Genomic DNA, 23,397 nt, shown 5'->3' with positions numbered 1-23,397 from the left:
TTATGCCGATATAACCGAGGTTAACGTGTCGATCACGCAAGGGTTCCGCACTTCGTTAGCGCAACCATGTGCCGCCCTGTCACGTTTATCGCTAACATATTGAGTGTTCTGCGTTTTTCCCTTTGTTGGGATCGCCCTTGCCCCTATATCGACCGCAAGGAATACCAAGGCATACCGGATCGCAGGAGCGTGCATGATGACCGTCACAGTCGGGATTAACGGATTTGGCCGGATCGGTCGCTGCACTTTGGCCCATATCGCCGAAAGTGGGCGCAATGATGTGCAGGTCGTGAAGATCAACGCGACCGGCCCGCTTGAGACCAGCGCGCATCTGCTTCGGTTCGACAGCGTCCATGGGCGCTTTCCCGGCGAGGTTCGGGTTGAGGGCAACACGATGGATCTGGGCCGTGGCCCGATGGAGATGTTTTCGACCTATGAGCCCGCAGAACTGGATTGGTCGGGTTGTGACGTAGTTCTGGAATGCACGGGCAATTTCAACGATGGCGGCAAGTCTGCCGTGCATCTTGAGCGCGGGGCGAAGTCGGTTCTGATCTCGGCCCCTGCCAGCAACGTACAGCGCACGGTTGTCTACGGCGTGAACCACCGCGATCTGCAGCGCGGGGAGACGATGGTCTCGAACGGGTCCTGCACGACGAACTGTCTGGCGCCGCTGGCCAAAGTGCTGAACGACGCGATTGGCATCGAGCGCGGAATCATGACAACGATCCACAGCTATACCGGCGATCAGCCGACGCTGGACCGTCGCCACAAGGACCTTTACCGCGCGCGGGCGGCAGCGATGGCGATGATCCCAACCTCAACCGGGGCGGCGAAGGCTTTGGGTGAAGTACTGCCTGAGTTGGACGGTAAGCTAGACGGCACTGCGATGCGGGTCCCGACCCCGAATGTCAGCGCGGTTGACCTGACCTTTGAGGCGTCCAAAGACGTGACTGTGGCCGATGTGAATGCAGTCGTGGCCGAAGCGGCGGCGGGGCATATGGGTGCTGTGCTGTCCTATGACGACGCGCCGAAGGTCTCCATTGATTTCAACCACACGCCACACAGCTCGATCTTTGCGCCGGACCAGACAAAGGTTGTCGGCGGTCGCACGGTGCGCGTGCTGGCCTGGTATGACAACGAATGGGGCTTCTCGTGCCGCATGGCTGATGTCGCTGGCGCGATGGGCCGATTGCTGCACTAAGCTGGTCAACCTGTGCCGCGTTGTGCATAAGCGACCGGCAGAACCAGATTTGAGACAGCGCCCATGACGAACAGTATTGCCTTGGGATTGGCCGTCGCCGTTGTCGGCGCGCTGGCTGCTGATGTGTTTCTGAACGACGCCCAAGCCTCCATCTTCATGGGCAAAGAGATGTTTCTTCTTATCGAATACCTCGCCTTCTGGCGTTAGGCCAGCACAGGCCTGCCGGTTGACCTTTGCGCTGGAATGCGCATGTTAGCGGTAACGGCGCGAGTCACGCGTCCAATCAGCTTTCAAAGGGGGCAGTGATGACCGTCAAAGTTGCCATTAACGGATTTGGCCGCATCGGCCGCAACGTGCTCCGCGCGATTATCGAAAGCGGGCGTACCGATATCGAGGTCGTTGCGATCAATGATCTGGGCCCCGTCGAGACGAACGCGCATCTGCTGCGCTATGACAGCGTGCATGGCCGCTTTCCTGCAGAGGTCACGGTCACTGAGACAAGCATCGACGTAGGCCGCGGGCCGATGGCTGTAACAGCACTGCGCAACCCGGCGGACCTGCCCTGGGCGGATGTGGATATCGTGCTGGAATGCACCGGGATTTTCACCTCGAAAGAGGCGTGTCAGGCGCATCTGGACAATGGGGCGAGCCGCGTTCTGATTTCAGCCCCTGGGAAGGATGCCGATAAAACAATCGTTTACGGTGTGAACCATGACATGCTGACAGGCGATGATGTCATCGTATCGAACGCGTCCTGCACGACGAACTGTCTGGCGCCTGTGGCCAAGGTTTTGAATGACAGCGTCGGGATTACCAAAGGCTTCATGACGACAATTCACAGCTATACCGGCGATCAGCCGACGCTGGATACGATGCACAAGGATTTGTATCGCGCGCGGGCAGCTGCGTTGAGCATGATCCCAACGTCCACGGGTGCCGCGAAGGCCGTGGGCCTCGTTCTGCCAGAGCTGGACGGCAAGCTTGATGGCGTGGCCGTGCGTGTGCCAACACCAAATGTGTCGGTCGTTGATATGACGTTTGAGGCAAGCCGTGAGACCAGTGTCGAAGAAATCAACGCGGCGATTCAGGCCGCAGCGGACGGGCCCTTGAAAGGCGTGTTGGGCGTCACGGACGAAAAGCTGGTCAGCATGGATTTCAATCACGACCCACATTCTTCGATCTTTGCGACCGATCAGACCAAGGTCATGGAGGGCACGATGTGCCGGATCCTAAGCTGGTATGACAATGAATGGGGCTTTTCCAATCGCATGGCCGATACCGCGGTTGCCATGGGCAAGCTGCTTTAACCGGTCTTTCTTGCCGCATGCTGTCAACTTCTCTTGACGGGATGCGGATTCTCTCTGACAACACTCGTGATGGTTTCCGGTGCCAAAAGGCGTGGCCGGAATGAAAAGGGAATACGGTGAGGAAGAGCCAAATCGGCGCCAACTCCGTAACTGCCCCCGCAACTGTAAGCGGCGAGCCACCCCGAAGATCACCACTGCGCGCCGAGCGTGGGAAGGATCGGGGAAGCCCAGACCCGCAAGTCAGGAGACCTGCCATCATGAATGAAACCTCAACCCGGACGGGGTGTCCGGACAGGAGATCATGATGGATGAACAACGCGCTGCGTTGCAACTGACATGGCTTTTTTCCCGCCCCGCATCTTCGCGGAGGGCGAAATGGGCCAGACCACCACACATAGAATTACTGTCTGCACATCCTGCCGGCATAAAGGCAGGGATTGTCGCCCCGGCTATGAGCTGATCGCGCGATTGCGCAAGGCGATTGAGGCTGCGGGCGATGCGGTCTCGGAAGATTTCGAAATCTCGGGCGTTGCCTGTATGGCGGGCTGTGACCGCCCTTGCACTGTCGCCTATCACGGCACGCGCAAAGCTACGTATCTGTTCGGTGATATCGAAGCGGACAGCGACATTGACGATCTGGTGGCCTTCGCCAGGCAATACGCGGTCTTGGGCGATGGCTGGTGTTCATCGGTGGATCGCCCCAGCAGGCTGCGTAAGTCTACGCTCGCCCGTGTGCCCGCCGCGATCATCGCGATGGAAGACACAACCGAGCGTGCGTCATGAGGGCCGCCGATCTGGTCGCCGAAAGCATCAGCTGGTCGCCGCGCAAAGGGGAGGCACCGTTGGTGCACCCCACGAGCTTCAGCGTTGAGGCTGGTCAAATTATGGGCGTTGTCGGGCCGAATGGTGCGGGCAAGTCCACCTTGCTGCGCATGCTCTACCGATATCAGGCTCCCTTGACCGGATCGGTCCGCATCGGAGGCGAGGATATCTGGGCGATGCCACCGCGTGCTGCCGCACGCAAAGTGGCTGCGGTGCTGCAAGAGCAACCCTCGTCGTTCGGATTGACTGTCCGCGAGATCGTCACGCTGGGGCGCACGCCGCATCGGCTCGGCTTTTCGACCGCTGGCGCGCACGACGCCGATATCGTCGAGGCCGCCCTCGCCCGGCTTGATCTGCAAGGTCTGGCGCATCGCGATCTGGTGACGCTGTCGGGGGGCGAGCGGCAGCGCGTCATGGTTGCCCGCGCGCTGGCACAGGAACCGCAGGTGCTGGTGCTGGACGAGCCGACCAATCACTTGGACATCCGCAACCAATTAGAAGTGCTGGCGCTGATCCGTGATCTGGATCTGACGATTATCGTCTCGCTGCACGATCTGAACATGGCCGCCGAGGTTTGCGACACCGTGCTGGTGTTGGAGCGCGGCCATCTGCTGGGCTTTGGCGCACCCGATCACATTCTGACCGAAACCCTGGTCTCAGGGGCGTTCCGCGTGGACGCGCGACGTGAACGGCTCAGCCCCAGCGAAGACACTCACTTTTCTTTCCATCTACCCAACTGACGGGACATGCTCATGAAACGATATCTGACAACGCTCGCCGCCCTGATGACAGCGACCAGCGCAATCGCACAGACCACGGTGCAAAGCTGCGACCGCGAGGTGACGTTTGATGCGCCGCCGCAAGCCGCGATTTCAAACGATGTGAATCTGACCGAGATGATGCTAGTGCTCGGCCTGACCGACCGCATGGTCGGGTTCACAGGCATCAACGGTTGGAACAAGCTTGATGAAGAGATGCGCGCGGGCCTGACCGAGTTGCCCGAACTGTCCGAGAAATACCCCAGCAAAGAGGTCCTGATCGGCGCGGATGCGGATTTCTTCTTCGCGGGGTGGAATTACGGCATGAAGGTTGGCGGCGAGGTCACGCCTGAGACGCTAGAACCGTTCGGCATCCAAGTTTACGAGCTGACCGAAAGCTGCATCCATATCGGTGACAAAGACGTCGCCAGTATGGATGATATGTATAATGACCTGCTGAATCTGGGCGCAATCTTTGGTGAAATGGCCAAGGCCGAAGAGCTGGTGGCAGGCTATAAGGCTGAGCTTGAGACGTTCACGAATGGGCTGACCCCGCTGGAGCGCGCGCCGCGTGTTTTTGTCTATGACAGCGGCGAGGACGTGCCTTTTACCGCCGGGCGCTACGCCATGCCCAACGCGTTGATCGAAGCCGCAGGTGGCACCAATATCATGAACGACTTCGAGAAAAGTTGGGGGACCGTGGGCTGGGAAGCCGTGGTCGAGCGCAACCCGGAAGTCATCATAATCGTGAACTACGGCAACGTTACCGCTGAGGAAAAGCGCGCCTTCATGATGTCAAACCCGGCCTTTGCCGATCTGGATGCGGTCAAAAATGATCGCTTCGTGACGCTGGAATATGTCGAGGCAACACCAGGGCCGCGCAATATTCAGGCGGTCAAGACGCTCGCTGAAGCCTTCCGGGCGGAGTAAGCAAAAATGGAGAGGACCGTCACACAAACCGCCCCCACCCACGCCCGTGCCGGGTTTTTTCCGGTGGCGATGGGCATCGGTGTGTTGGCGCTGGTCCTTTCCATCTCAATCGCGGTGAGCGTCGGGGCCATCGCGGTTCCCATGGGCACGGTCTGGGGCGTTCTGGCGAACAAGCTGTCGCCCGATGCGGTGGCCGTCGACTGGTCGGCGGGCCGGGAGGCTATCGTCTGGGACATCCGCTTTCCACGCGCCTTGCTGGCGTGTTTTGTGGGTGCGGGGCTGGCTATGGTTGGCGCAAGCCTGCAAGCGGTCACGCGCAACCCGCTCGCCGACCCGCATTTGTTGGGCATCTCGGCGGGGAGTGCCTTTGGTGCGATCCTGGCGCTGCTGCATACGGGGCTTTTCATCGGGTCGCTGACCGTACCGCTACTGGCGTTTTTCGGCGCGCTCGCCGCCACGCTGCTTGTGCTGGCAGTATCGCAGTTTGCCTCTGCCACCAGTGCGGACCGGCTGGTGCTGGCGGGCGTTGCAGTGTCGTTTATCGTGATGGCACTGGCGAATATGCTGATCTTTCTGGGCGATCCGCGCGCGACCCATACGGTGGTCTTCTGGATGCTCGGTGGGCTTGGCCTCGCGCAGTGGAGCCAATTGCTTTACCCGCTGAGCATCCTGATTGTTTGCGGCATTTACCTGTGGCTGAACGCACGCAATCTCAACGCAATGACCATCGGGGATGAAACCGCTGCGACGCTGGGTTTGCCAGTGGCACGGTTCCGATTGTCGATCTTTGTCATCGGTGCGCTGATCACCGGGGTGATGGTCGCTTTTTCAGGCGTCATCGGGTTCGTCGGGCTGATGGTCCCCCATATCGTTCGGATGATCGTTGGGGGCGATTACGCACGGGTCTTGCCCGCCTCGGCCCTTGTTGGCGCGATCTTTCTGCTGTGGGCGGATATCATCGCACGGACGATCATGGCACCAGATGATATGCCCATAGGGATTGTCACCGGCCTGATTGGTGGGGTTTTCTTTGTTTGGCTTCTGCGTCGGCGGATCGGCTAAAGCTCTTTTACCAAGACAAAATTTGGAAACTTACCGCTTTGCAAAAAACGCATAGCAGCTTCGCGTTCCTGTCAGTTGTTCTGCAGCGCAGCATTCCCTATCTCCTGTCATGTAGCGGTTAGCGCTACCATGAGACACTCGAAAGGAGCCAAAAATGAGCACCCTCTTCAACCGACTGAACACAGCAATGCAAAAGCGCGTGGCCTACCACCGCACCGTAGCCGAACTGGAAAGCCTGCCGCTGGATACGCGCCTCGATTTGGATATCTACTCAGGCGATATCCCGAAAATTGCCACACAGGCCGTCTACGGTCGCTAACCGCGAAACTTTTCGATCAAAGCGGCATTCACGGGGGCGGGTACGAAATGCGATACGTCCCCGCCAAGCCGCGCGATCTCTTTGACGAGTTTTGAGGCAATGGCCTGGTGGCGCGCCTCTGCCATCAGGAACACTGTCTCAATCTCGTCATTGAGCACCCGGTTCATACCGACCATCTGATATTCATACTCGAAATCGGCAACCGCCCGCAGGCCGCGCACGATCAAGCTTGCGCCCACGTCTTGCGCGCAGTCTATCAGCAGGTTTTCAAACGGATGGGCGACAATTTCTGTGCCGGTTTGCTCTGACAGGGCGGCACATTCCGCTTCGATCATTTCAACGCGTTCTTCAAGATCAAAAAGCGGACCCTTATCGCGATTGATCGCAACCCCGATGACCAGTCTGTCGACCAGTGCACTAGCGCGCCGGATGATGTCCATATGGCCCAATGTGATCGGGTCGAAAGTGCCGGGATAAAGGCCGATGCGCATGAGGCTGCTCCGTCGTCAATAGTGGAGGCCACGCAACAATATTGCACCTCCGATTGCAAGCGGCGGGTTGCCTCAGTTGCCCATAATCATCCCGGTAAGAGCTTCTTTTTCCATGGAAAGCTCGCTCAGGCGGGCTTTGACCACATCGCCGAGCGTAATCAGACCCACCATTTCGCCGTTCTCCATCACGGGCATGTGGCGGAAGCGACCTTCGGTCATGCGAGCCAATACGTCATCTGCGCGTTCGGACTTCTCGCAGGTCTGGACCTTCTTGGTCATCATGTCTTCGACCTTGTCATTCATGCAAGTCGGCCCGCGCTTGCCCAGCTCGCGCACGATGTCGCGCTCCGACAGGATGCCCAAGGGGATTTTGCCGTCTGCCGTCACCACCAAAGAGCCGATCCGCTTGTTCGACAAAACCCCTGCCGCATCTGCCACCGAGACCTCCGGTGTGATGGTAATGACATCATCTGTCGCCTTGGACTTCAATATGCGTTGAACGGTCATGGCATCCTCCCTTGCTGTCGACCCTGGTGTACAGACCATTGAGACCCGGAAGGCCCTGTCCCGTCAAGCCAAGGACTCCAAACGCGCGACCTCTTGGCGCAAGCCCGCGATCAATGCGGTGGCAAAGCGATTGAGCCGATCCAGCCGCCGGTCATCCGCGTGGCGCACCAGATAAAAGCTGCGCGTGAGGCTGATCTGATCGGTCAGGATGCGGGTCACCCCCGGCGCGGCAGGCAAGGAAAAGTCGTGCACGATGCCGACCCCTGCCCCTTGCCGGATCGCGTTAAGCTGCACCGACACGGAGTTGGAGGCCAAAGTCACACGCGGAGCACCCAGCTCGGACAGATAGTCCAACTCCTTGTCAAAAATCATGTCAGGGATGTAGCCGATGATGCGATGGGCGCCCAGATCGGCGCGGCTTGTAAGAGTGGAGCTTTGCGCAAGATAGCTGTCCGCTGCGGCGAGATGCAGGCGGTAATCGGTGATCTTTTGCACGGTCAGGCGGCCGGCCGTTGGCGGGCTGACCGTGACAGCCATATCGGCTTCGCGCCGCGACAGGTTAAAGACACGCGGCAAGGCGACGATCTGGATGTCGAGGTCGGGATTTTCCGCTCCGATTGCGGCGCAGACCTGCGGCAGCAGGAAATTCGCCACGCCATCCGGCGCGCCGATGCGGATTTGCCCTGCAAGTGTCGCGGTTGTGCCGGTCAGCGCGTCCTGCGCGCCTTGCATCGCCTGTTCGGCGCGCTCCGCATGGGTTTGAAGGCGCTGACCTGCGTCGGTCAGTGCATAACCTTGCGGGGATTTGGCAAAAAGCGGCGTGCCGAGGGTCTGTTCAAGCCGACCGATCCGGCGGCCCACAGTTGCGGGATCAACCTGCAACACGCGCCCTGCACCGGACAGGCTTTCTGTGCGCGCCACAGCGAGAAAGACGCGCATATCATTCCAATTGAGGCTCATCAGGCCATCCTTTGCAATAATGCAAAACTCTTTTGCTATCTTTCCTCTTTTATCTGTGTTTTTGCAATTCTATCCTACCGGCAAAGCTGGAGGAGCAAGAGAATGCAGGATCTGACCCACTACCTGAATGGCGCCCATGTCAAAGGCACATCCGGGCGTTTTGCCGATGTCTACAACCCCGCTACGGGTGAGGTTCAGGCCAAAGTGCCGCTGGCCTCGGCTGATGAGCTGGCACAGGCGGTGGCCTATGCTGAGGCTGCGCAACCTGCCTGGGCCGCCACCAACCCCCAACGTCGCGCACGCGTGTTGATGAAGTTCGTCGACCTGCTGAACCGCGATATGGACAAACTCGCCGAAGCGTTGAGCCGCGAGCATGGCAAGACGCTGCCTGACGCAGCGGGCGATGTGCAGCGCGGGCTTGAAGTGGTCGAATACTGCATCGGTGCGCCACAGATGCTGAAGGGTGATTTCACCGACAGCGCAGGCCCCGGCATCGACATGTATTCCATGCGCCAAGCCCTTGGGGTTACAGCAGGAATTACCCCGTTCAACTTCCCTGCCATGATCCCGATGTGGATGTTCGCCCCGGCCTTGGCCTGCGGCAACGCATTCATCTTGAAACCGTCCGAGCGGGATCCCTCCGTGCCGCTGATGTTGGCCGAACTGATGGAAGAAGCCGGGCTGCCCAAGGGTGTCTTGCAGGTCATCAATGGCGATAAAGAAGCCGTCGATGCGATCCTTGATCACGAGGTGATCCAGTCGATCGGCTTTGTCGGCTCGACCCCGATTGCCGAATACATCTATGGTCGAGGCTGCAGCAACGGCAAGCGCGTGCAGTGCTTTGGCGGTGCAAAGAACCACATGATCATCATGCCCGATGCAGACATGGATCAGGCCGCGGACGCGCTGATCGGTGCGGGTTATGGCGCGGCGGGCGAGCGCTGCATGGCGATCTCGGTCGCGGTGCCAGTAGGCGACGAGACGGCGGACCGGCTAATCGAAAAGCTGGTGCCCCGGGTCGAGGCCCTGAAAGTCGGCCCCTACACCTCTGGAAATGACGTGGATTACGGCCCGGTCGTGACCGCAGCCGCCAAGCAAAACATCCTTGGCCTCGTACAAAGCGGCGTAGATCAAGGGGCAACGCTGGTCGTTGATGGGCGCGATTTCAATCTGCAAGGCTATGAGGACGGCTTTTTTGTCGGCCCGCATCTGTTCGATAACGTGACACCGGATATGGACATCTACACGAAGGAGATTTTCGGCCCGGTCCTGTCCACGGTGCGCGCCCAAAGCTATGAAGAGGCTGTGGGCCTCGCGATGGATCATGAATACGGCAACGGCACCGCGATCTTCACGCGCGACGGCGATGCGGCGCGTGATTTTGCCAACCGGATCAATGTGGGGATGGTGGGCATCAACGTCCCGATCCCAGTACCGCTGGCCTACCACACGTTCGGCGGTTGGAAGAAATCGGTCTTTGGCGACCTGAACCAGCACGGGCCTGATGCATTCAAATTCTACACCCGCACGAAGACTGTCACCGCACGGTGGCCTTCAGGCATCAAAGAAGGTGGTGAATTCTCTATTCCTGTTATGGAGTAGAGTGATCGGTTTGATCCGCGGGGGCGTAGAGCTTGCTTTTCAGGCCCAACACTCCGCGGATACGCCCGTCGGTCAGGCCGACCTTGTAGACAGCTTTGACGAGGGATCGCCGCCCCGTGATGGGGCTAGAGAGCGCGAGAACAAGCGCCTCCAACAAGCGCGGCAGTACAAGTGACATCACTTTGAGGACTGATTTTTGATGAATCTGTACACCATTGCGCGCCTGATCTCGCGTGCGCCGGTAGAAGTAGCGCAGTGTCAGTCGGTGCAGCGGAATACGGTCATGCACAATCGCATCGGGCACATAACCATTGCGCCCCCCAGCGCCGCGCACCGCTTTGCTGAACGCGGTATCAGAACCGCCAGTGAATCGAAGTCCAGTATCAAAGCGCAAGCCTGTTTGTCGTGCAAAATCAAGGCGCAACGCCCAATTGTTGGTGTAGGCATCCAGCGCATGATCCGCACCCTGCGCCGTGATCGCGGTCCGATTACGGCGGTTCTTTTCAGCGCGTTCTTGCAGGTAGGCCAGCACCGCCTCTTGTCCGCGATTGACCGTCGGCTCGGCCGCTTCGATCTTCAACGGACCGCCGACAAGATCGAGTTCGCGCCCCATAAGACCAGCTGTCAGCAGGACCAGCCAATCGGCGGCAACCCGTTCGTCATCATCCACGAAGGTCAGGATGTCAGCGCCCTGCTCCAGCGCCATATCAAGCACGCGGTTGCGCGCAAACGGGATGCCAGGCTCGGGCTCTGTCGCGTAGAGAACGGGCTCTGCAACACCCGCAGCGAACGCATCAACAACGGTCTGCACATTGGGCGTGCTGTCGTTCTCAACGATAATGAACGTGACCGAAGACTGCGCCGGACGCGCCATCGCTTTGTAAGATGCCAGCAGCGTGCGCAGCATCTCAGCGCGGTCTTTGGTGATCACACCAACGGCAATCTTCAGCGTTTCCATGGGCTCCACGGCTTACCGCGCCCATTGCAAAAGGCAACCGAAAAGAAGAAATTAAACGAGCGATCAATTACGAAACCTTTTGATCAAGCGCTTTGGGAGGAGCCCACATGGATTTCGCACTGAGCGAAGAGCAAACCGCAATCTTCGATATGGCGCGCGCTTTTGGCCAAGAACATATCGCACCCCATGCGCGCCAGTGGGAGCAGGACGGCACAATACCCAAAGAACTTTGGCCACAACTGGCCGAATTTGGGTTCGGTGGGCTATATGTCTCGGAAGAGAGCGGCGGCGCGGGATTAACACGTCTTGACGCCACCTTAGTCTTTGAAGCCCTGTCGATGGCCTGCCCGTCCGTCGCTGCGTTTCTGTCGATCCACAATATGTGCGCCGCAATGATCGACCGCTTTGGCAGTGACGCCCTGAAGGCAAACTACCTACCAAAAGCAATCAGCATGGAAACTGTCTTTTCCTACTGCCTGACAGAGCCCGGATCAGGCTCTGACGCGGCGGCGTTGAAGACCCAAGCGACCCGCACAAATGACGGGTTCGAGGTGACTGGCACAAAAGCGTTTATCTCGGGCGGCGGCTATTCGGACGCCTATATCGTGATGGCGCGCACAGGCGAAGACGGCCCGAAAGGTGTGTCTGCCCTGATCATCGAAGACGGTGCCGAAGGGCTGTCTTTCGGCGGCCTCGAAGACAAGATGGGGTGGCGATCACAACCAACGCGACAGGTGCAGATGGATGCATGTAAAATCCATGCAGATCAGTTACTTGGTTCCGAAGGTGATGGATTTAAGTATGCGATGGCTGGGCTTGATGGGGGCCGCCTGAATATTGCCGCCTGCTCGCTTGGGGCGGCTCAACAAGCGCTCTCGGCGACGCTGGATTACATGGCCGAGCGCAAGGCATTCGGCAAACCCATTGACCAATTTCAAGCCCTGCAATTCCGCCTCGCCGATATGGAGATCAACCTCCAGGCCGCCCGCACTTTCCTGCGACAGGCAGCATGGAAATACGATACTGGCGCACCGGATACGACGCAGTTTTGTGCGATGGCGAAAAAGCTGGTGACCGAGACGGGAAGCGAAGTTGTAGATCAGTGCCTGCAACTGCATGGCGGCTATGGATATCTGGCGGATTACGGGATCGAAAAACTGGTCCGAGACCTGCGTGTTCACCAAATCCTGGAAGGAACGAACGAGATCATGCGCCTGATCGTCGCCCGTCAGATGTTAACGAAATGATAGACGATCTTCATATTCGTAAAGACGGTGTGGTCGGTTGGATCACATTAAACCGTCCCAAAGCGCTGAATGCGTTAACCTATGAGATGTGCCTGGAGATCGAGAAAGCGCTCGACCAATGGGCCATGGACCCGGCGGTCTTGATGCTCATCATCGACGCTGTCGGCGAAAAAGCCTTCTGCGCGGGGGGCGATATCGCTGAAATATATGCGACCGGAACGGCGGGCGATTTCAGCTATGGACGTCAATTCTGGCGCGACGAATACCGCATGAATGCAAAGCTGTTTCGGTTCCCGAAACCGGTTGTCAGCTTCCTGCAAGGCTTCACGATGGGCGGCGGCGTGGGGGTCGGCTGCCACGCATCGCATCGGATTGTGTGCGAAAGTAGCCAGATCGCAATGCCCGAGGTCGGCATCGGATTAGTGCCAGATGTGGGCGGTTCGTTAATACTCGCGAATGCACCGGGACGGCTTGGCGAATACCTTGGCACAACCGCGGCCCGGATGGGCCCGGGCGATGCGATCCTTGCTGGTTTTGCGGATTATTACTTACCTGAGAATGGGTGGGATGACTTGAAGTCAGAATTAGCTGAAACAGGCGATTGGGCCCGTGTTGATGCCTTGGCCGAAACCGCTCCTGACGCGCCTTTGTCCACGTTACAGCCCGATATTGATCGGCATTTTGGCGGTGAAACACTGGCCGATATCCTTCGCTCTTTGAATGCGGAAGATACTGATTTTACGTCAGAAACCTTGAAGAAGCTGGGCCGGAACGCGCCGCTATCCATGGCTTGTGCGGTCGAGATGATCCACCGGTTGCGCAATACAGACAGCATCGAACGCGCCTTGGAACTGGAATATCGTTTCACGCATCGCGCGATGGAACATGGGGACTTCATCGAAGGCATTCGTGCGGCGATCATCGACAAGGACCGCAACCCCAAATGGAGGCATAGTCTGGGCGATCCTCTGGACGTCGACATGTCGAAAATGTTGCGCCCTCTCGGCGCGGATGCGTTAACTCTCTGAAAGGAACTCTCATGAAAATCGGCTTCATTGGTCTTGGGAACATGGGCGCTCCGATGGCGGCGAATTTGGTAGCAGCGAGGCATGGCGTGACCGGCTTTGACGTCTCGGCCCGACCAGAAAGTTTGACGATTGCAGCAACTGCGGCAGAGGCTGCGCGAGACGCCGATGTCGTTATTACGATGCTCCCAAACGGCGACATCCTGCGTTCTGTGGCGGCCGAGGTAATTCCCACGATGCAAAAAGGGGCGGTCTTGCTGGATTGCTCGACAGTGGACGTGCAAAGCGCGCGGGATGTCGCGGCACAAGCTGACGCGGCAGGGTTAATGGCGGTGGATGCGCCCGTCTCGGGAGGCATCGGTGGTGCGTCTGCAGGAACGTTAACCTTTATGGCCGGTGGGCCGCAGGAGGCATTTGCAAAGGTTAATCCGCTCTTTGATATCATGGGACAAAAAGCCGTGCATTGTGGTGAAGCCGGGGCCGGACAAGCCGCCAAGATCTGCAATAACATGATCCTTGGCATCACCATGATCGGCACTTGCGAAGCCTTTGCTTTGGCGGACAAATTAGGGCTCGATCGGCAAAAAATGTTTGACGTCGTGAGCACTTCATCGGGCTATAGCTGGAGCATGAATGCCTATTGCCCTGCCCCCGGCATTGGGCCGCAATCCCCGGCTGACAATGATTACCAACCCGGGTTTGCAGCTGAACTGATGCTCAAAGACTTGCGTCTGTCTCAACAAGCTGCCGAGGTGGCAGATGCCGACACGCCGATGGGGCAACTGGCACAAGCGCTCTATGCGCAATTTGTTGAACAAGAAGACGGCAAAGGCCGCGATTTCAGCGCGATGCTGCCGCGTTTTGAAACGCGAAAACGTGGTTAACGCAGATCGTCGAAATCAACGCCCATATGGGCGGAAAATTTGCGGCAATAGGCCATCCAATCCTTGAACTCTTCAGAGAAGACAAACAGCGTGCCTTTTCTGTCCCAATGGTCGATTTTCTCGGCCTTGGTTCGCGCGATGTAAAGGCCCGGATCGCCCTGCCCCTCTGTCACAGCTTCATCCAGCGCAGCCCTTTCAAGACGCTCTGCCATGCGTGACAGCACGAGGCCCTTCCCATGGTTCGCGCGTTCGGGTGCCATACGGTTCGACAAATCGAAAAGTGCGGCACAATCCATCAGACTTTCGCTATAGGATTGGCCTGCATATGACGGCTGTACGCCAGCCGTGCATATCAAAATACAACATGTTCCAAGGCTCTGTCTCATCCTCGTGATATGTCACGGCTTTTCGGCAAAGTTATGACGAAAACACACGCATTCCAGCCAAGATGCTACTCCGCCGCGACACGTTTGGGCTTCGGCGCGAGCATCGGTTTGAGGTAATGGCCGGTGTAGCTTTCTGCGACTTCAGCCACCTGTTCCGGAGTGCCTTCGGCAACAACCCGACCCCCGCCATCGCCGCCTTCGGGACCGATATCAATAATATGATCAGCCGTTTTTACGACATCCAAATTATGCTCAATGACGACTACGGTGTTGCCGCCCTCAACCAGTTCATGCAGTACTTCCAACAGCTTACGCACATCTTCAAAGTGCAGACCTGTTGTCGGCTCATCGAGGATATAAAGCGTGCGACCCGTCGAGCGTTTCGCCAATTCTTTGGAGAGCTTCACGCGCTGCGCCTCGCCACCCGACAGCGTCGTAGCTTGCTGGCCGACCTTGATATAGCCCAGACCGACGCGCACCAGCGCATCCATCTTTTCGCGGATCGACGGCACGGCCTTGAAGAACTCCTGCGCGTCTTCGACGGTCATATCCAGCACGTCGGCAATGGATTTGCCTTTGAATTTAATCTCCAACGTCTCGCGATTGTAGCGCGCGCCGTTACAGGTTTCGCAAGTCACATAAACATCCGGCAAGAAGTGCATTTCGATCTTGATAACGCCATCACCTTGGCACGCCTCACAACGCCCGCCCTTCACGTTGAAACTGAAACGGCCAGGCTTGTAGCCGCGCGCCTTCGCCTCGGGCAGACCGGCAAACCAGTCACGGATCGGGGTGAATGCGCCAGTATATGTGGCAGGGTTCGAGCGGGGCGTGCGCCCGATAGGACGCTGGTCGATATCGATGACCTTATCCAAATGCTCAAGCCCTTTGATCGTCTCGCAAGGGGCGGGCGTCTGGCGCGCGCCGTTGAGCTGCATAGAGGCCGTTTTGAACAGCGTCTCGATGGTTAATGTTGATTTGCCGCCACCAGAAACACCCGTCACACAGACAAATTTACCAAGCGGGAAATCGACCGTCACGTCATGCAGGTTGTTACCGGACGCTTTGACGACTTTGATCTTTTTGCGATTGCCCTTGCGACGCTCAGTCGGCACGGTGATCTCGCGAGTGCCTGTAAGGTATTGACCTGTAATTGATTTTTCATTTGCAGCGATATCAGCTGGTTTACCATGCGCAACGACCTGACCGCCATGAATGCCCGCACCGGGCCCAATGTCAAAAACGTAATCCGCCTCGCGGATCGCTTCTTCATCATGCTCAACCACGATCACCGTATTGCCCTGATCGCGCAGGTTTTTCAGCGTGGTTAGAAGCCGATCATTGTCGCGCTGGTGCAGGCCGATAGAGGGCTCATCCAGCACATAAAGCACGCCCGTTAACCCTGATCCGATCTGGCTGGCGAGGCGAATCCGCTGGCTTTCGCCCCCCGACAGCGTGCCAGCATTGCGGCTGAGCGTCAGGTACTCGAGCCCCACATTGTTCAAGAACCCAAGCCGCTCACGGATTTCTTTCAGGATCGCGCGCGCAATCTCGTTCTTTTGCGCAGTCAGACTTTCCGGAACGGTCTCACACCATTCAAAAGCGTCCTTGATTGACATTTCGACGACCTGACCGACGTGCAACCCCGCTATTTTGACGGCCAATGCTTCGGGGCGCAGGCGGTAGCCATCGCAGGTGCCACAGCGTCTGTTATTTTGATACCGCTCGAACTCTTCGCGAATCCAGTTGCTGTCGGTTTCGCGGTAGCGGCGCTCCATGTTGGGGATCACGCCTTCAAAGCTCCGGGTGACCTGATAAACGCGGCCACCTTCATCGTAGCGAAACGGAATTTCTTCGTCGCCAGAGCCATAGAGAAAGACCTGCTGCACATACGCAGGTAGCTTTTTCCAAGGCAGCTTCTTGTCAAATTCGTAATGTTTCGCAATAGCTTCAATGGTTTGCAAGAAATAAGGCGACTTGCCTTTGCGCCAAGGGGCCAGCGCGCCATCCTCTAATGTGATGGTCGCGTCCGGCACAACAAGGCGCTCATCAAAGAACAGCTCAACCCCAAGGCCATCGCAGCTTGGGCATGCCCCAAAAGGTGCGTTGAAGGAAAAAAGACGTGGCTCAATCTCAGGGATGGTAAAACCGCTGACGGGGCATGCGAAGTTTTCCGAAAACGTGATCCGTTCGGGCTCACCTTCGCTGGGCGCCGTTTCAAGAATGGTTATGCCATCGGCCAGATCAAGGGCGGTGCGGAAACTGTCGGCCAGCCGCGTTTCAAGGCCTTCACGGACGACGATCCGGTCAACGACCACGTCGATATCGTGGCGAAACTTCTTATCCAGCGTGGGGGGCTCGTCCAATTCATAGAACTCGCCATCAACCTTAACGCGCTGGAAACCTTGCTTACGAAGCTCTAGGAATTCCTTACGATATTCGCCTTTGCGATCGCGGATGATAGGCGCCAGCAGGTAGCCCCGCGTCCCGTCCTCCAGCGCCATGACACGGTCAACCATGTCTTGCACCTGCTGCGCCTCGATCGGCAAACCAGTTGCTGGGCTGTAAGGGGTGCCGACCCGTGCGAACAGGAGACGCATATAGTCGTAAATCTCAGTTACTGTACCGACTGTAGAGCGCGGGTTCTTTGATGTCGTCTTTTGTTCAATAGAGATTGCGGGGCTGAGGCCAGAGATATGATCGACGTCAGGTTTCTCCATCATATCAAGGAATTGACGCGCATAAGCCGAAAGCGATTCGACATAGCGGCGCTGACCTTCCGCATAGATCGTATCAAAAGCGAGCGATGACTTGCCGGACCCTGACAGACCGGTAATCACCACCAACTCATCACGGGGAATATCCACGTCGATAGACTTGAGATTATGCTCGCGCGCACCGCGCACTTCGATCTTTTTCAGCTCAGGCATTCTGCCCCCCAGACGATGTTGCCCTTACAGATAGCGGGCCAAGCGATACCGGCCAATAAACTAACGGAACATTAGGCGAACATTAAGACATTTCTTTCGCGCGTCCGTCAATGGTCCACCGAATAAACAAAAGCGAGATGACGCCGAAGACGCAAAGCGCGATGGTTAACGGACCAAGACCCAACCCGCCCAGGGCCAGCGCATAAAGCGGCGTGCCACTGGCTGTGCCGATATTGCCAAGCTGGGCAACAGCGCCTTGCGCTCTGGCGACGTCCTCGGACGCTGTGTTGAAATACGGGATCGCAGCAAAGCTGGCCCCGGGAACAAGGCCGATGAAAATGAACATCATCAGTGTAGGAACAGGTGCTCCAAAGCCGATCAAAGCCAAGATCACCGTCCCCAAAAACCCGGCAATCGCGATCTTGTCAGGAGCCATCCAGCGCGCCAGGACGCCCGCACCAAACGTGCCGACCAGTGACAAGAGCGGCAACAGCGCCGCCACCCAGACGGGGACCTGCGCTGGCAAGAAGGTCAGCAAAGCCACGAACATCAGCGTGTGCCAGAAAAAGCCGAGTGCAGGGGCAACAAGCCTTGGGCTTGTGTAGATCAACCGATGCTCTTCGATCCAGCGAATGGGAACGGCACTACGTGTACCACTCGGCAGAAATGGGGCCAAACAACCAGCGATGAGCAGCATGAGCAAACCGTGAACCGCCCAGACCAGCTTGAGCCCCCCCAGAGCGACAAGAGAAGGCAACACGACGGCCGCAATGGCGAAGCTGACACCAAAGAAAGTTGCCCAAAGCCCCATAACCACTGAATGATCTCGTGCTGCGCTGACCCGCACCATCAAGGTCGGTGCAGCGACAACCAAGGCCAGATGCGAGATGCCTTCCAGCACGCGCAAACCCAGCATCGCCCCGAACCCAAGCCCGATGGCTTGCATCAGCGACAACGCACCGCCGCCGATCAATGCCCACAAGATGACCCGCCGGGCCCCAAGGCGGGTTACGAAGGCCCCGGCCATAACGCCAAAGATGATCCCAATGACACCGACCACCGAAACGATGGGGGCTACACCCGTCAAATCGCGCTCAAAGAAGCGCGCAACATCTTCCAATACGAGCGAAATCTTGGCAAATTGAGCCGCTGCCAAAAGGCCTGCACCCCAAAGCAAAATCACCAACCGCCAATCTGTGCGCTGTGCATCCATAGCCCTCAAGTGAACCTCCGAAAGCAGCGCGTCAACGTCTCTCTTCTTTTGTCGAAAAATACCTAAAATAAGAACAGCCGCTGCGAAAAGTTCGCCTTCGCAGCGACGCGCCAAATCAACAAAAAGAATGCGCGTCAGCGCGCTATTTCTTGGTAGAATGCGTGGCGATGCACGATGGGATCAGAAGTGGATAGCCCGATCATAAGCATCCAGCACGGATTCGTGCATCATCTCCGACAGTGTCGGATGCGGGAACACGGTTTCCATCAAGTCTTCTTCCGTTGTCTCCAGCTTTTGCCCGACCACATAGCCCTGAATCATCTCGGTCACTTCAGCGCCGATCATATGTGCCCCCAAAAGCTCGCCTGTTTTGGCGTCAAAGACGGTCTTGACCATGCCTTCAGGCTCGCCCAACGCAATCGCCTTGCCATTCCCGATGAACGGGAAATGACCCACTTTGATCTCAAAGCCACGCTCTTTTGCTTTCGCTTCCGTCAGCCCGACCGAGGCCACCTGGGGGTGGCAATAGGTGCAACCTGCAATGCTTTCAGGCTTGATCGGGTGAACATTATTCTTTCCTGCGACCAGTTCGGCCACCATCACCCCTTCGTGGGAGGCTTTGTGAGCCAGCCACGGCGCGCCTGCGATATCACCAATCGCGTAAAGCCCGTCCACGCCGGTCCGGCAGAACTCGTCCGTGACAACATGGGTCCGGTCGATCTTCACGCCTAACGCATCCAGCCCCAGATCCTCGGTATTTCCGACGATTCCAACGGCAGAGATAACCGTATCAAAGTCTTCCTTGGTCACTTTGCCATCCTGCTCGATATGCGCCGTGACCTTGCCGACAGAGCGGTCCAGTTTCTTGACCATCGTCTTTTCGCGGATTTTCATGCCTTGCTTTTCAAAGGCTTTTTTCGCGAACCCGCTTATCTCGGCATCTTCGACGGGCAGGATGCGGTCCATCACTTCGACCACGGTCGTGTCCGCGCCGAGCGTATTGTAGAAGCTCGCAAACTCGATTCCGATCGCGCCAGATCCAATCACGAGCAGTTTCTTTGGCATGCGCGATGGGGTCAGCGCGTGCTTATACGTCCAAACCAGTTCGCCATCCGCCTCAAGCCCCGGCAGTTCACGGGCCCGAGCACCTGTCGCCAGAATGATGTTTTTCGAGGTCAGCTCTTCGGTGCCCTTTTCGGTCTTCACACTAACCTTGCCCTTGGCAGGGATGGTCGCGGTGCCCATGAACGTCGTCACCTTGTTCTTCTTCAGCAAATGGCCAACGCCGCCGTTCAGCTGTTTGGCCACACCGCGCGAGCGGGCGACGACGGCCTCAAGGTCATAGTCGATCCCCTCGGCTTTCAGACCAAATTCCTTGGCGCGGTGCATCAGGTGGAACACTTCGGACGAGCGCAGCATCGCTTTCGTTGGGATACAACCCCAGTTGAGGCAGATGCCGCCCATATGTTCGCGTTCGACAATCGCGACGTTCAGACCGAGCTGCGCGCCGCGAATAGCGGCGACATAGCCTCCTGGCCCGGCCCCGATTACGATCATGTCAAAGGATTTGGCAGCCATCTGGCCCTCCGATTCAAAACAAGTTTAATGCTAAACTATATTGCACACGGAGACTGTGCGACAGGGGATAGTGTCGCAGTTCGAGCGCTGGCTCAGACGCGAAGCGCTTCCACCGTTGCACCATATCCGCCATCGGCGATGAATGCCGCTTCCGGCTCTGTTGCGCGGCGCGACAACGCTTTGTTGCGAAACGGGAACCGACCAAACTGACGGATTACTTCGCGATGGGCCTTAGCATGCAGAAGGTTGCTCTCACCCGAGTCCGGCATCCGCGTCACCATCAGGCGCACACAGCGATCCTGATCGCACAGGTTCTCGGAATGCATGAGAGGCATATAGAAGAACTGACGCGCGGGCTCGTCAATCCGCATGTCCCAACCCTTGTCAATCGCCGCCTTGGCCGCCGCAAGCGCAACATGATCTGACGCGAACGCTTTGGCGGTATCGCGAAACATGTTGCGGGAAAACTGATCCGTCAGGATGATATAGGCAAGCGCACCGCTCGGGTATGTCAGCCAGAGCGCGCAGCGCCCCTCCATCGCGCCGTCCCAAGTTGCTTCGAACCGGTCGCGGATATCGGCGTCCATGTCAGCGCCGCCCTTATACCACCCCTCTGGCCCAATGTCGTCGAGCCAGTAGTTCAAAACGTCGTCCGGACCCCGCATGGCTTGCTCCTTGCTCTCGCCCCGCATCGTTCCGTTAACTGTTACAAAACCGTTAACCTGCGGCAACCAATTATATTTGCCGCCTCACCTTCGGTAACAGACCGTAACATCACAGCCGCGTTTCGGCGTCCTCGGCTTCGTCTTCCAGAGCAGTCTCGATGTAGTATTCCTGTGCAACCTCAACCGCGACCGGCGAGGAGGACGGGAAGATCGGTGCATAGGACGTCGTGTCATCCACCTCGGTGGAGACCGAACGCTGGGTCATCCGGTACGCGCCATAAGCCGCCAGCGCGAAGAGCAGGATCGCCACGAACAAGAAAAACCCGCGCGGGCCAATCACGCCCATCATCCAACCGGTGATCAGCGGCCCCGCAATCGCACCGATCCCGTTGATGAAGATCAATCCGCCCGATGCTGCGGCCATATCTTCGTGTTCCAGAAAGTCATTCGTATAGGCAATGAGCAGCGCATAAAGCGGGTTCGACATGCCGCCAATGATGAAGGCAGCAACTAGCAGAGCCGGGAAATAGCCAGTGAAGATGAAGCCGATCATCGCCCCGATGCCACCCGCGAACGACACGGCGAGGATGAGTTTGCGGCGATCCATCCGGTCGCTGATCCACCCGATCGGATACTGAAGCACCAAAGCACCCACATAAATCGTGGAGATAAAGATCGAGATTTGGCCAAGCGACAGTCCCACCAAGGTTGCAAAGACCGCGGCCATCCCAAATTGCGCCGAGAACACGCCGCCCAGCAGGAACATGCCCGCACAGCCCAAAGGCGATGTTGCAATCAACTGTTTCAAGGTCATCGGCTTGGCCGCGTCAAATGCAGGGGTCGGGCTGATCGACAAAAGGATTGGCGCGAAGGCCAACGACACGAAGATCGACGGCAGGATGAACAGAAGGTAGCCGCTGGGATCCGGAACAAGCAGCAGACCTTGCGCCACCACAATACCTGTCATCTGCACGAGCATATAAGCAGACAGCGCCTGTCCGCGGTTCTCGTTATCGGCGGAATTGTTCAGCCAGCTTTCGGCGGTTACGTAAACGCCCGAGAAGCAAAAGCCGATGATCACACGGCCCACGGTCCATGAGATCGGGTCCACCAGCACCGGATAGAGGATCAGCACCGCTGAGATCAGCGATCCGAGGGCTGCGAAGACCCGCACATGGCCCACGCGGCGGATCATCTCGGGCGCCAAGCGCGAGCCGCCCAAAAAGCCCACAAAATAGGCCGACATCACAATCGACATCTGAAAGGTCGAGAATTCGGCGTCTCCACCCCTGATACCCAGAAGCGATCCTTGCAGACCGTTTCCGACCATCAAGAGCATCATGCCCAGCAGCAAAGCCCATGAGGAGGCAAGCACTTGTTTCATATTCGCGACCCTCGGCCTTGGCGTGATTTTCTAAAACTGCCTGAGTCGTATGCAAGGCGATAGCGCAGAGACGACTTTCGCGGGTCGTTTCCGGCTTTTAGCGCAGCATCCTCAGGGGATCAAAAGCGAGCTGTCTCCATAAGAGAAAAAGCGATACCGCTCGGCAATAGCATGGGCGTAAACCTCACGGATTGTCTCAGCGCCCATCAGCGCCGAGACAAGCATCATCAACGTGGATTTAGGCAGGTGAAAATTGGTCATGAGGCCTTGGGTCACGCGGAACTCATAGCCCGGCGTGATGAAAATGTCGGTGTCACCCTGCCAAGGGCGCATCGTGCCATCCTCAGCGGCTGCACTTTCGATCAGGCGCAAGGCTGTGGTGCCAACCGGGATCACCCGACCGCCCGCAGCGCGGGTTGCATTGATGCGCGCCGCCGCCTCGGGACTGACCGACCCCCATTCGGCATGCATCTTATGCTGGGTGATGTCATCGACCTTCACCGGCAAGAACGTCCCTGCCCCGACATGAAGCGTGACTTCCGCGAAATCGACACCCTTATCCGCGATTTGCGCCAAGAGCGCGTCATCGAAATGCAGGGATGCGGTCGGGGCCGCGACAGCACCTTGCTCTTTGGCGAAGACGGTCTGGTAGTCGGTCCGGTCGCGCGCATCAGCTTTGCGCTTTGCCTCGATGTAAGGCGGCAAAGGCATCGCACCGGCAGCCGCAAGGGCGGTGTCAAACGCGTCTCCGGTCAGGTTGAAGGCCAGAACGCCCTGTCCGTCCTGCTTGCCTGTCAGCGTCGCCACAAGGCCAGCGTCAAAGGTGATCTGCTCGCCGTCTGTCACTTTGCGAAGCGGTTTGATCAGTGCTGTCCAATCGCCCGCAGGCGTCGGCGACAGCAGCGTCACCTCAATCTTGGCAGAGACCGGGCCTTGTCCGCTGTCACGGCTGCGGTGTCCGGTCAGACGTGCAGGAATCACCTTGGTGTTGTTGAGAACCAGAAGATCGCCCTTGCGCAAAATCTTTGGCAAATCAAATACATGAACGTCATGCAAGCCATCCTCGACATGAAGCATCCGCGCCGATGTGCGTGGGGTGGCAGGCCGTGTGGCAATCAAATCGTCCGGCAGGTCGAAATCAAAATCAGACAGTTTCACGAGGCAGGCC

Annotated in this window: 23 protein-coding genes and 1 riboswitch; of the genes, 12 read left to right on the top strand and 11 right to left on the bottom strand. The window is 57.8% G+C overall.

Going from position 1 to position 23,397, the window contains the following annotated elements:
• The first annotated feature begins 196 nt into the window (after positions 1-196).
• From gap (KUW67_RS01675) to KUW67_RS01640, 8 genes are all read left to right on the top strand, one after another.
• Positions 197-1,201, top strand: a complete 1,005-nt coding sequence (gene gap, locus KUW67_RS01675; protein WP_224823809.1) for a type I glyceraldehyde-3-phosphate dehydrogenase — start codon at positions 197-199, stop codon at positions 1,199-1,201.
• Between the two features lie 63 nt (positions 1,202-1,264).
• Entirely contained in the window at positions 1,265-1,408 is a 144-nt protein-coding gene (locus KUW67_RS01670; protein ID WP_224823524.1) for a hypothetical protein, read from the top strand.
• A 98-nt stretch (positions 1,409-1,506) separates the two neighbouring features.
• Positions 1,507-2,508 carry a type I glyceraldehyde-3-phosphate dehydrogenase gene (gap, locus tag KUW67_RS01665; RefSeq protein ID WP_224823523.1) on the top strand — a complete coding sequence of 334 codons (1,002 nt, stop codon included), beginning with the start codon at positions 1,507-1,509 and terminating at the stop codon, positions 2,506-2,508.
• Positions 2,509-2,561: 53 nt separating this feature from the next.
• A riboswitch (cobalamin riboswitch) is annotated at positions 2,562-2,780 on the top strand.
• A 103-nt stretch (positions 2,781-2,883) separates the two neighbouring features.
• Positions 2,884-3,291: a DUF1636 domain-containing protein gene (locus tag KUW67_RS01660; protein WP_224823522.1), complete on the top strand. Its 408-nt coding sequence runs from the start codon at positions 2,884-2,886 to the stop codon at positions 3,289-3,291.
• Positions 3,288-4,070 (top strand): ABC transporter ATP-binding protein, encoded by a 783-nt coding sequence (locus KUW67_RS01655; protein ID WP_224823521.1) that lies wholly within the window; start codon positions 3,288-3,290, stop codon positions 4,068-4,070. The genes KUW67_RS01660 and KUW67_RS01655 overlap by 4 nt, the downstream gene beginning before the upstream one ends.
• A gap of 12 nt (positions 4,071-4,082) precedes the next feature.
• On the top strand, positions 4,083-5,018 hold the full coding sequence (locus KUW67_RS01650) for an ABC transporter substrate-binding protein (RefSeq protein WP_224823520.1): 936 nt from the start codon (positions 4,083-4,085) through the stop codon (positions 5,016-5,018).
• A gap of 69 nt (positions 5,019-5,087) precedes the next feature.
• Positions 5,088-6,080 (top strand): iron ABC transporter permease, encoded by a 993-nt coding sequence (locus tag KUW67_RS01645; protein WP_224823808.1) that lies wholly within the window; start codon positions 5,088-5,090, stop codon positions 6,078-6,080.
• A gap of 154 nt (positions 6,081-6,234) precedes the next feature.
• Positions 6,235-6,399: a hypothetical protein gene (locus KUW67_RS01640; RefSeq protein ID WP_224823519.1), complete on the top strand. Its 165-nt coding sequence runs from the start codon at positions 6,235-6,237 to the stop codon at positions 6,397-6,399.
• Here the strand turns inward: KUW67_RS01640 and coaD are convergent.
• The 3 genes from coaD to KUW67_RS01625 form a co-directional block, all read right to left on the bottom strand.
• Positions 6,396-6,890 carry a pantetheine-phosphate adenylyltransferase gene (gene coaD, locus KUW67_RS01635; protein WP_224823518.1) on the bottom strand — a complete coding sequence of 165 codons (495 nt, stop codon included), beginning with the start codon at positions 6,888-6,890 and terminating at the stop codon, positions 6,396-6,398. The two genes, KUW67_RS01640 and coaD, sit on opposite strands and share 4 nt — an antisense overlap.
• A 72-nt stretch (positions 6,891-6,962) precedes the next feature.
• Positions 6,963-7,397 (bottom strand): CBS domain-containing protein, encoded by a 435-nt coding sequence (locus KUW67_RS01630; RefSeq protein WP_224823517.1) that lies wholly within the window; start codon positions 7,395-7,397, stop codon positions 6,963-6,965.
• A 63-nt stretch (positions 7,398-7,460) separates the two neighbouring features.
• Positions 7,461-8,357: a LysR family transcriptional regulator gene (locus tag KUW67_RS01625; protein ID WP_224823516.1), complete on the bottom strand. Its 897-nt coding sequence runs from the start codon at positions 8,355-8,357 to the stop codon at positions 7,461-7,463.
• Between the two features lie 102 nt (positions 8,358-8,459).
• Here KUW67_RS01625 and KUW67_RS01620 point away from each other — a divergent pair, with 102 nt between their 5' ends.
• Positions 8,460-9,959 (top strand): CoA-acylating methylmalonate-semialdehyde dehydrogenase, encoded by a 1,500-nt coding sequence (locus tag KUW67_RS01620; protein ID WP_224823515.1) that lies wholly within the window; start codon positions 8,460-8,462, stop codon positions 9,957-9,959.
• Here the strand turns inward: KUW67_RS01620 and KUW67_RS01615 are convergent.
• Positions 9,949-10,917, bottom strand: a complete 969-nt coding sequence (locus KUW67_RS01615; RefSeq protein ID WP_224823514.1) for a glycosyltransferase family 2 protein — start codon at positions 10,915-10,917, stop codon at positions 9,949-9,951. The two genes, KUW67_RS01620 and KUW67_RS01615, sit on opposite strands and share 11 nt — an antisense overlap.
• A gap of 107 nt (positions 10,918-11,024) precedes the next feature.
• On the opposite strand from KUW67_RS01615, the gene KUW67_RS01610 reads away from it, so the two are divergent.
• From KUW67_RS01610 to mmsB, 3 genes are read left to right on the top strand one after another with little or no spacing between them, the layout of a single operon-like run.
• Positions 11,025-12,164, top strand: a complete 1,140-nt coding sequence (locus KUW67_RS01610; protein WP_224823513.1) for an acyl-CoA dehydrogenase family protein — start codon at positions 11,025-11,027, stop codon at positions 12,162-12,164.
• Positions 12,164-13,192, top strand: a complete 1,029-nt coding sequence (locus tag KUW67_RS01605; RefSeq protein ID WP_224823807.1) for an enoyl-CoA hydratase/isomerase family protein — start codon at positions 12,164-12,166, stop codon at positions 13,190-13,192. The genes KUW67_RS01610 and KUW67_RS01605 overlap by 1 nt, the downstream gene beginning before the upstream one ends.
• An 11-nt stretch (positions 13,193-13,203) precedes the next feature.
• Positions 13,204-14,073, top strand: coding sequence for a 3-hydroxyisobutyrate dehydrogenase (gene mmsB / locus KUW67_RS01600; protein ID WP_224823512.1), 870 nt, complete (start codon positions 13,204-13,206; stop codon positions 14,071-14,073).
• On the opposite strand, the gene KUW67_RS01595 is transcribed toward mmsB, so the two are convergent.
• The 7 genes from KUW67_RS01595 to queA all read right to left on the bottom strand — a co-directional run bounded on the left by KUW67_RS01595 (position 14,070) and on the right by queA (position 23,387).
• Positions 14,070-14,369: a hypothetical protein gene (locus KUW67_RS01595; RefSeq protein ID WP_224823511.1), complete on the bottom strand. Its 300-nt coding sequence runs from the start codon at positions 14,367-14,369 to the stop codon at positions 14,070-14,072. The two genes, mmsB and KUW67_RS01595, sit on opposite strands and share 4 nt — an antisense overlap.
• Positions 14,370-14,524: 155 nt before the next feature.
• Positions 14,525-17,389, bottom strand: coding sequence for an excinuclease ABC subunit UvrA (uvrA, locus tag KUW67_RS01590; protein WP_224823510.1), 2,865 nt, complete (start codon positions 17,387-17,389; stop codon positions 14,525-14,527).
• A gap of 82 nt (positions 17,390-17,471) precedes the next feature.
• Positions 17,472-18,602 (bottom strand): MFS transporter, encoded by a 1,131-nt coding sequence (locus tag KUW67_RS01585; protein WP_224823509.1) that lies wholly within the window; start codon positions 18,600-18,602, stop codon positions 17,472-17,474.
• 180 nt (positions 18,603-18,782) lie between these two features.
• On the bottom strand, positions 18,783-20,180 hold the full coding sequence (gene lpdA, locus KUW67_RS01580; RefSeq protein ID WP_224823508.1) for a dihydrolipoyl dehydrogenase: 1,398 nt from the start codon (positions 20,178-20,180) through the stop codon (positions 18,783-18,785).
• Positions 20,181-20,272: 92 nt separating this feature from the next.
• The gene (locus KUW67_RS01575; protein WP_224823507.1) at positions 20,273-20,845 is read right to left on the bottom strand and encodes a DUF924 family protein; all 573 of its coding nucleotides are present in this window, start codon (positions 20,843-20,845) and stop codon (positions 20,273-20,275) included.
• A 109-nt stretch (positions 20,846-20,954) separates the two neighbouring features.
• On the bottom strand, positions 20,955-22,229 hold the full coding sequence (locus tag KUW67_RS01570) for an MFS transporter (RefSeq protein ID WP_224823506.1): 1,275 nt from the start codon (positions 22,227-22,229) through the stop codon (positions 20,955-20,957).
• 111 nt (positions 22,230-22,340) lie between these two features.
• Positions 22,341-23,387 carry a tRNA preQ1(34) S-adenosylmethionine ribosyltransferase-isomerase QueA gene (queA, locus tag KUW67_RS01565; protein WP_224823505.1) on the bottom strand — a complete coding sequence of 349 codons (1,047 nt, stop codon included), beginning with the start codon at positions 23,385-23,387 and terminating at the stop codon, positions 22,341-22,343.
• Positions 23,388-23,397 lie beyond the last annotated feature (10 nt).

Source organism: Cognatishimia sp. MH4019 (assembly GCF_020177595.1).
In the GTDB taxonomy this organism is placed as follows: Bacteria; Pseudomonadota; Alphaproteobacteria; order Rhodobacterales; family Rhodobacteraceae; genus JAHTBL01.
Note: the sequence above shows the minus strand (reverse complement) of the source record. Positions and strands in the feature narration are given on the sequence as shown.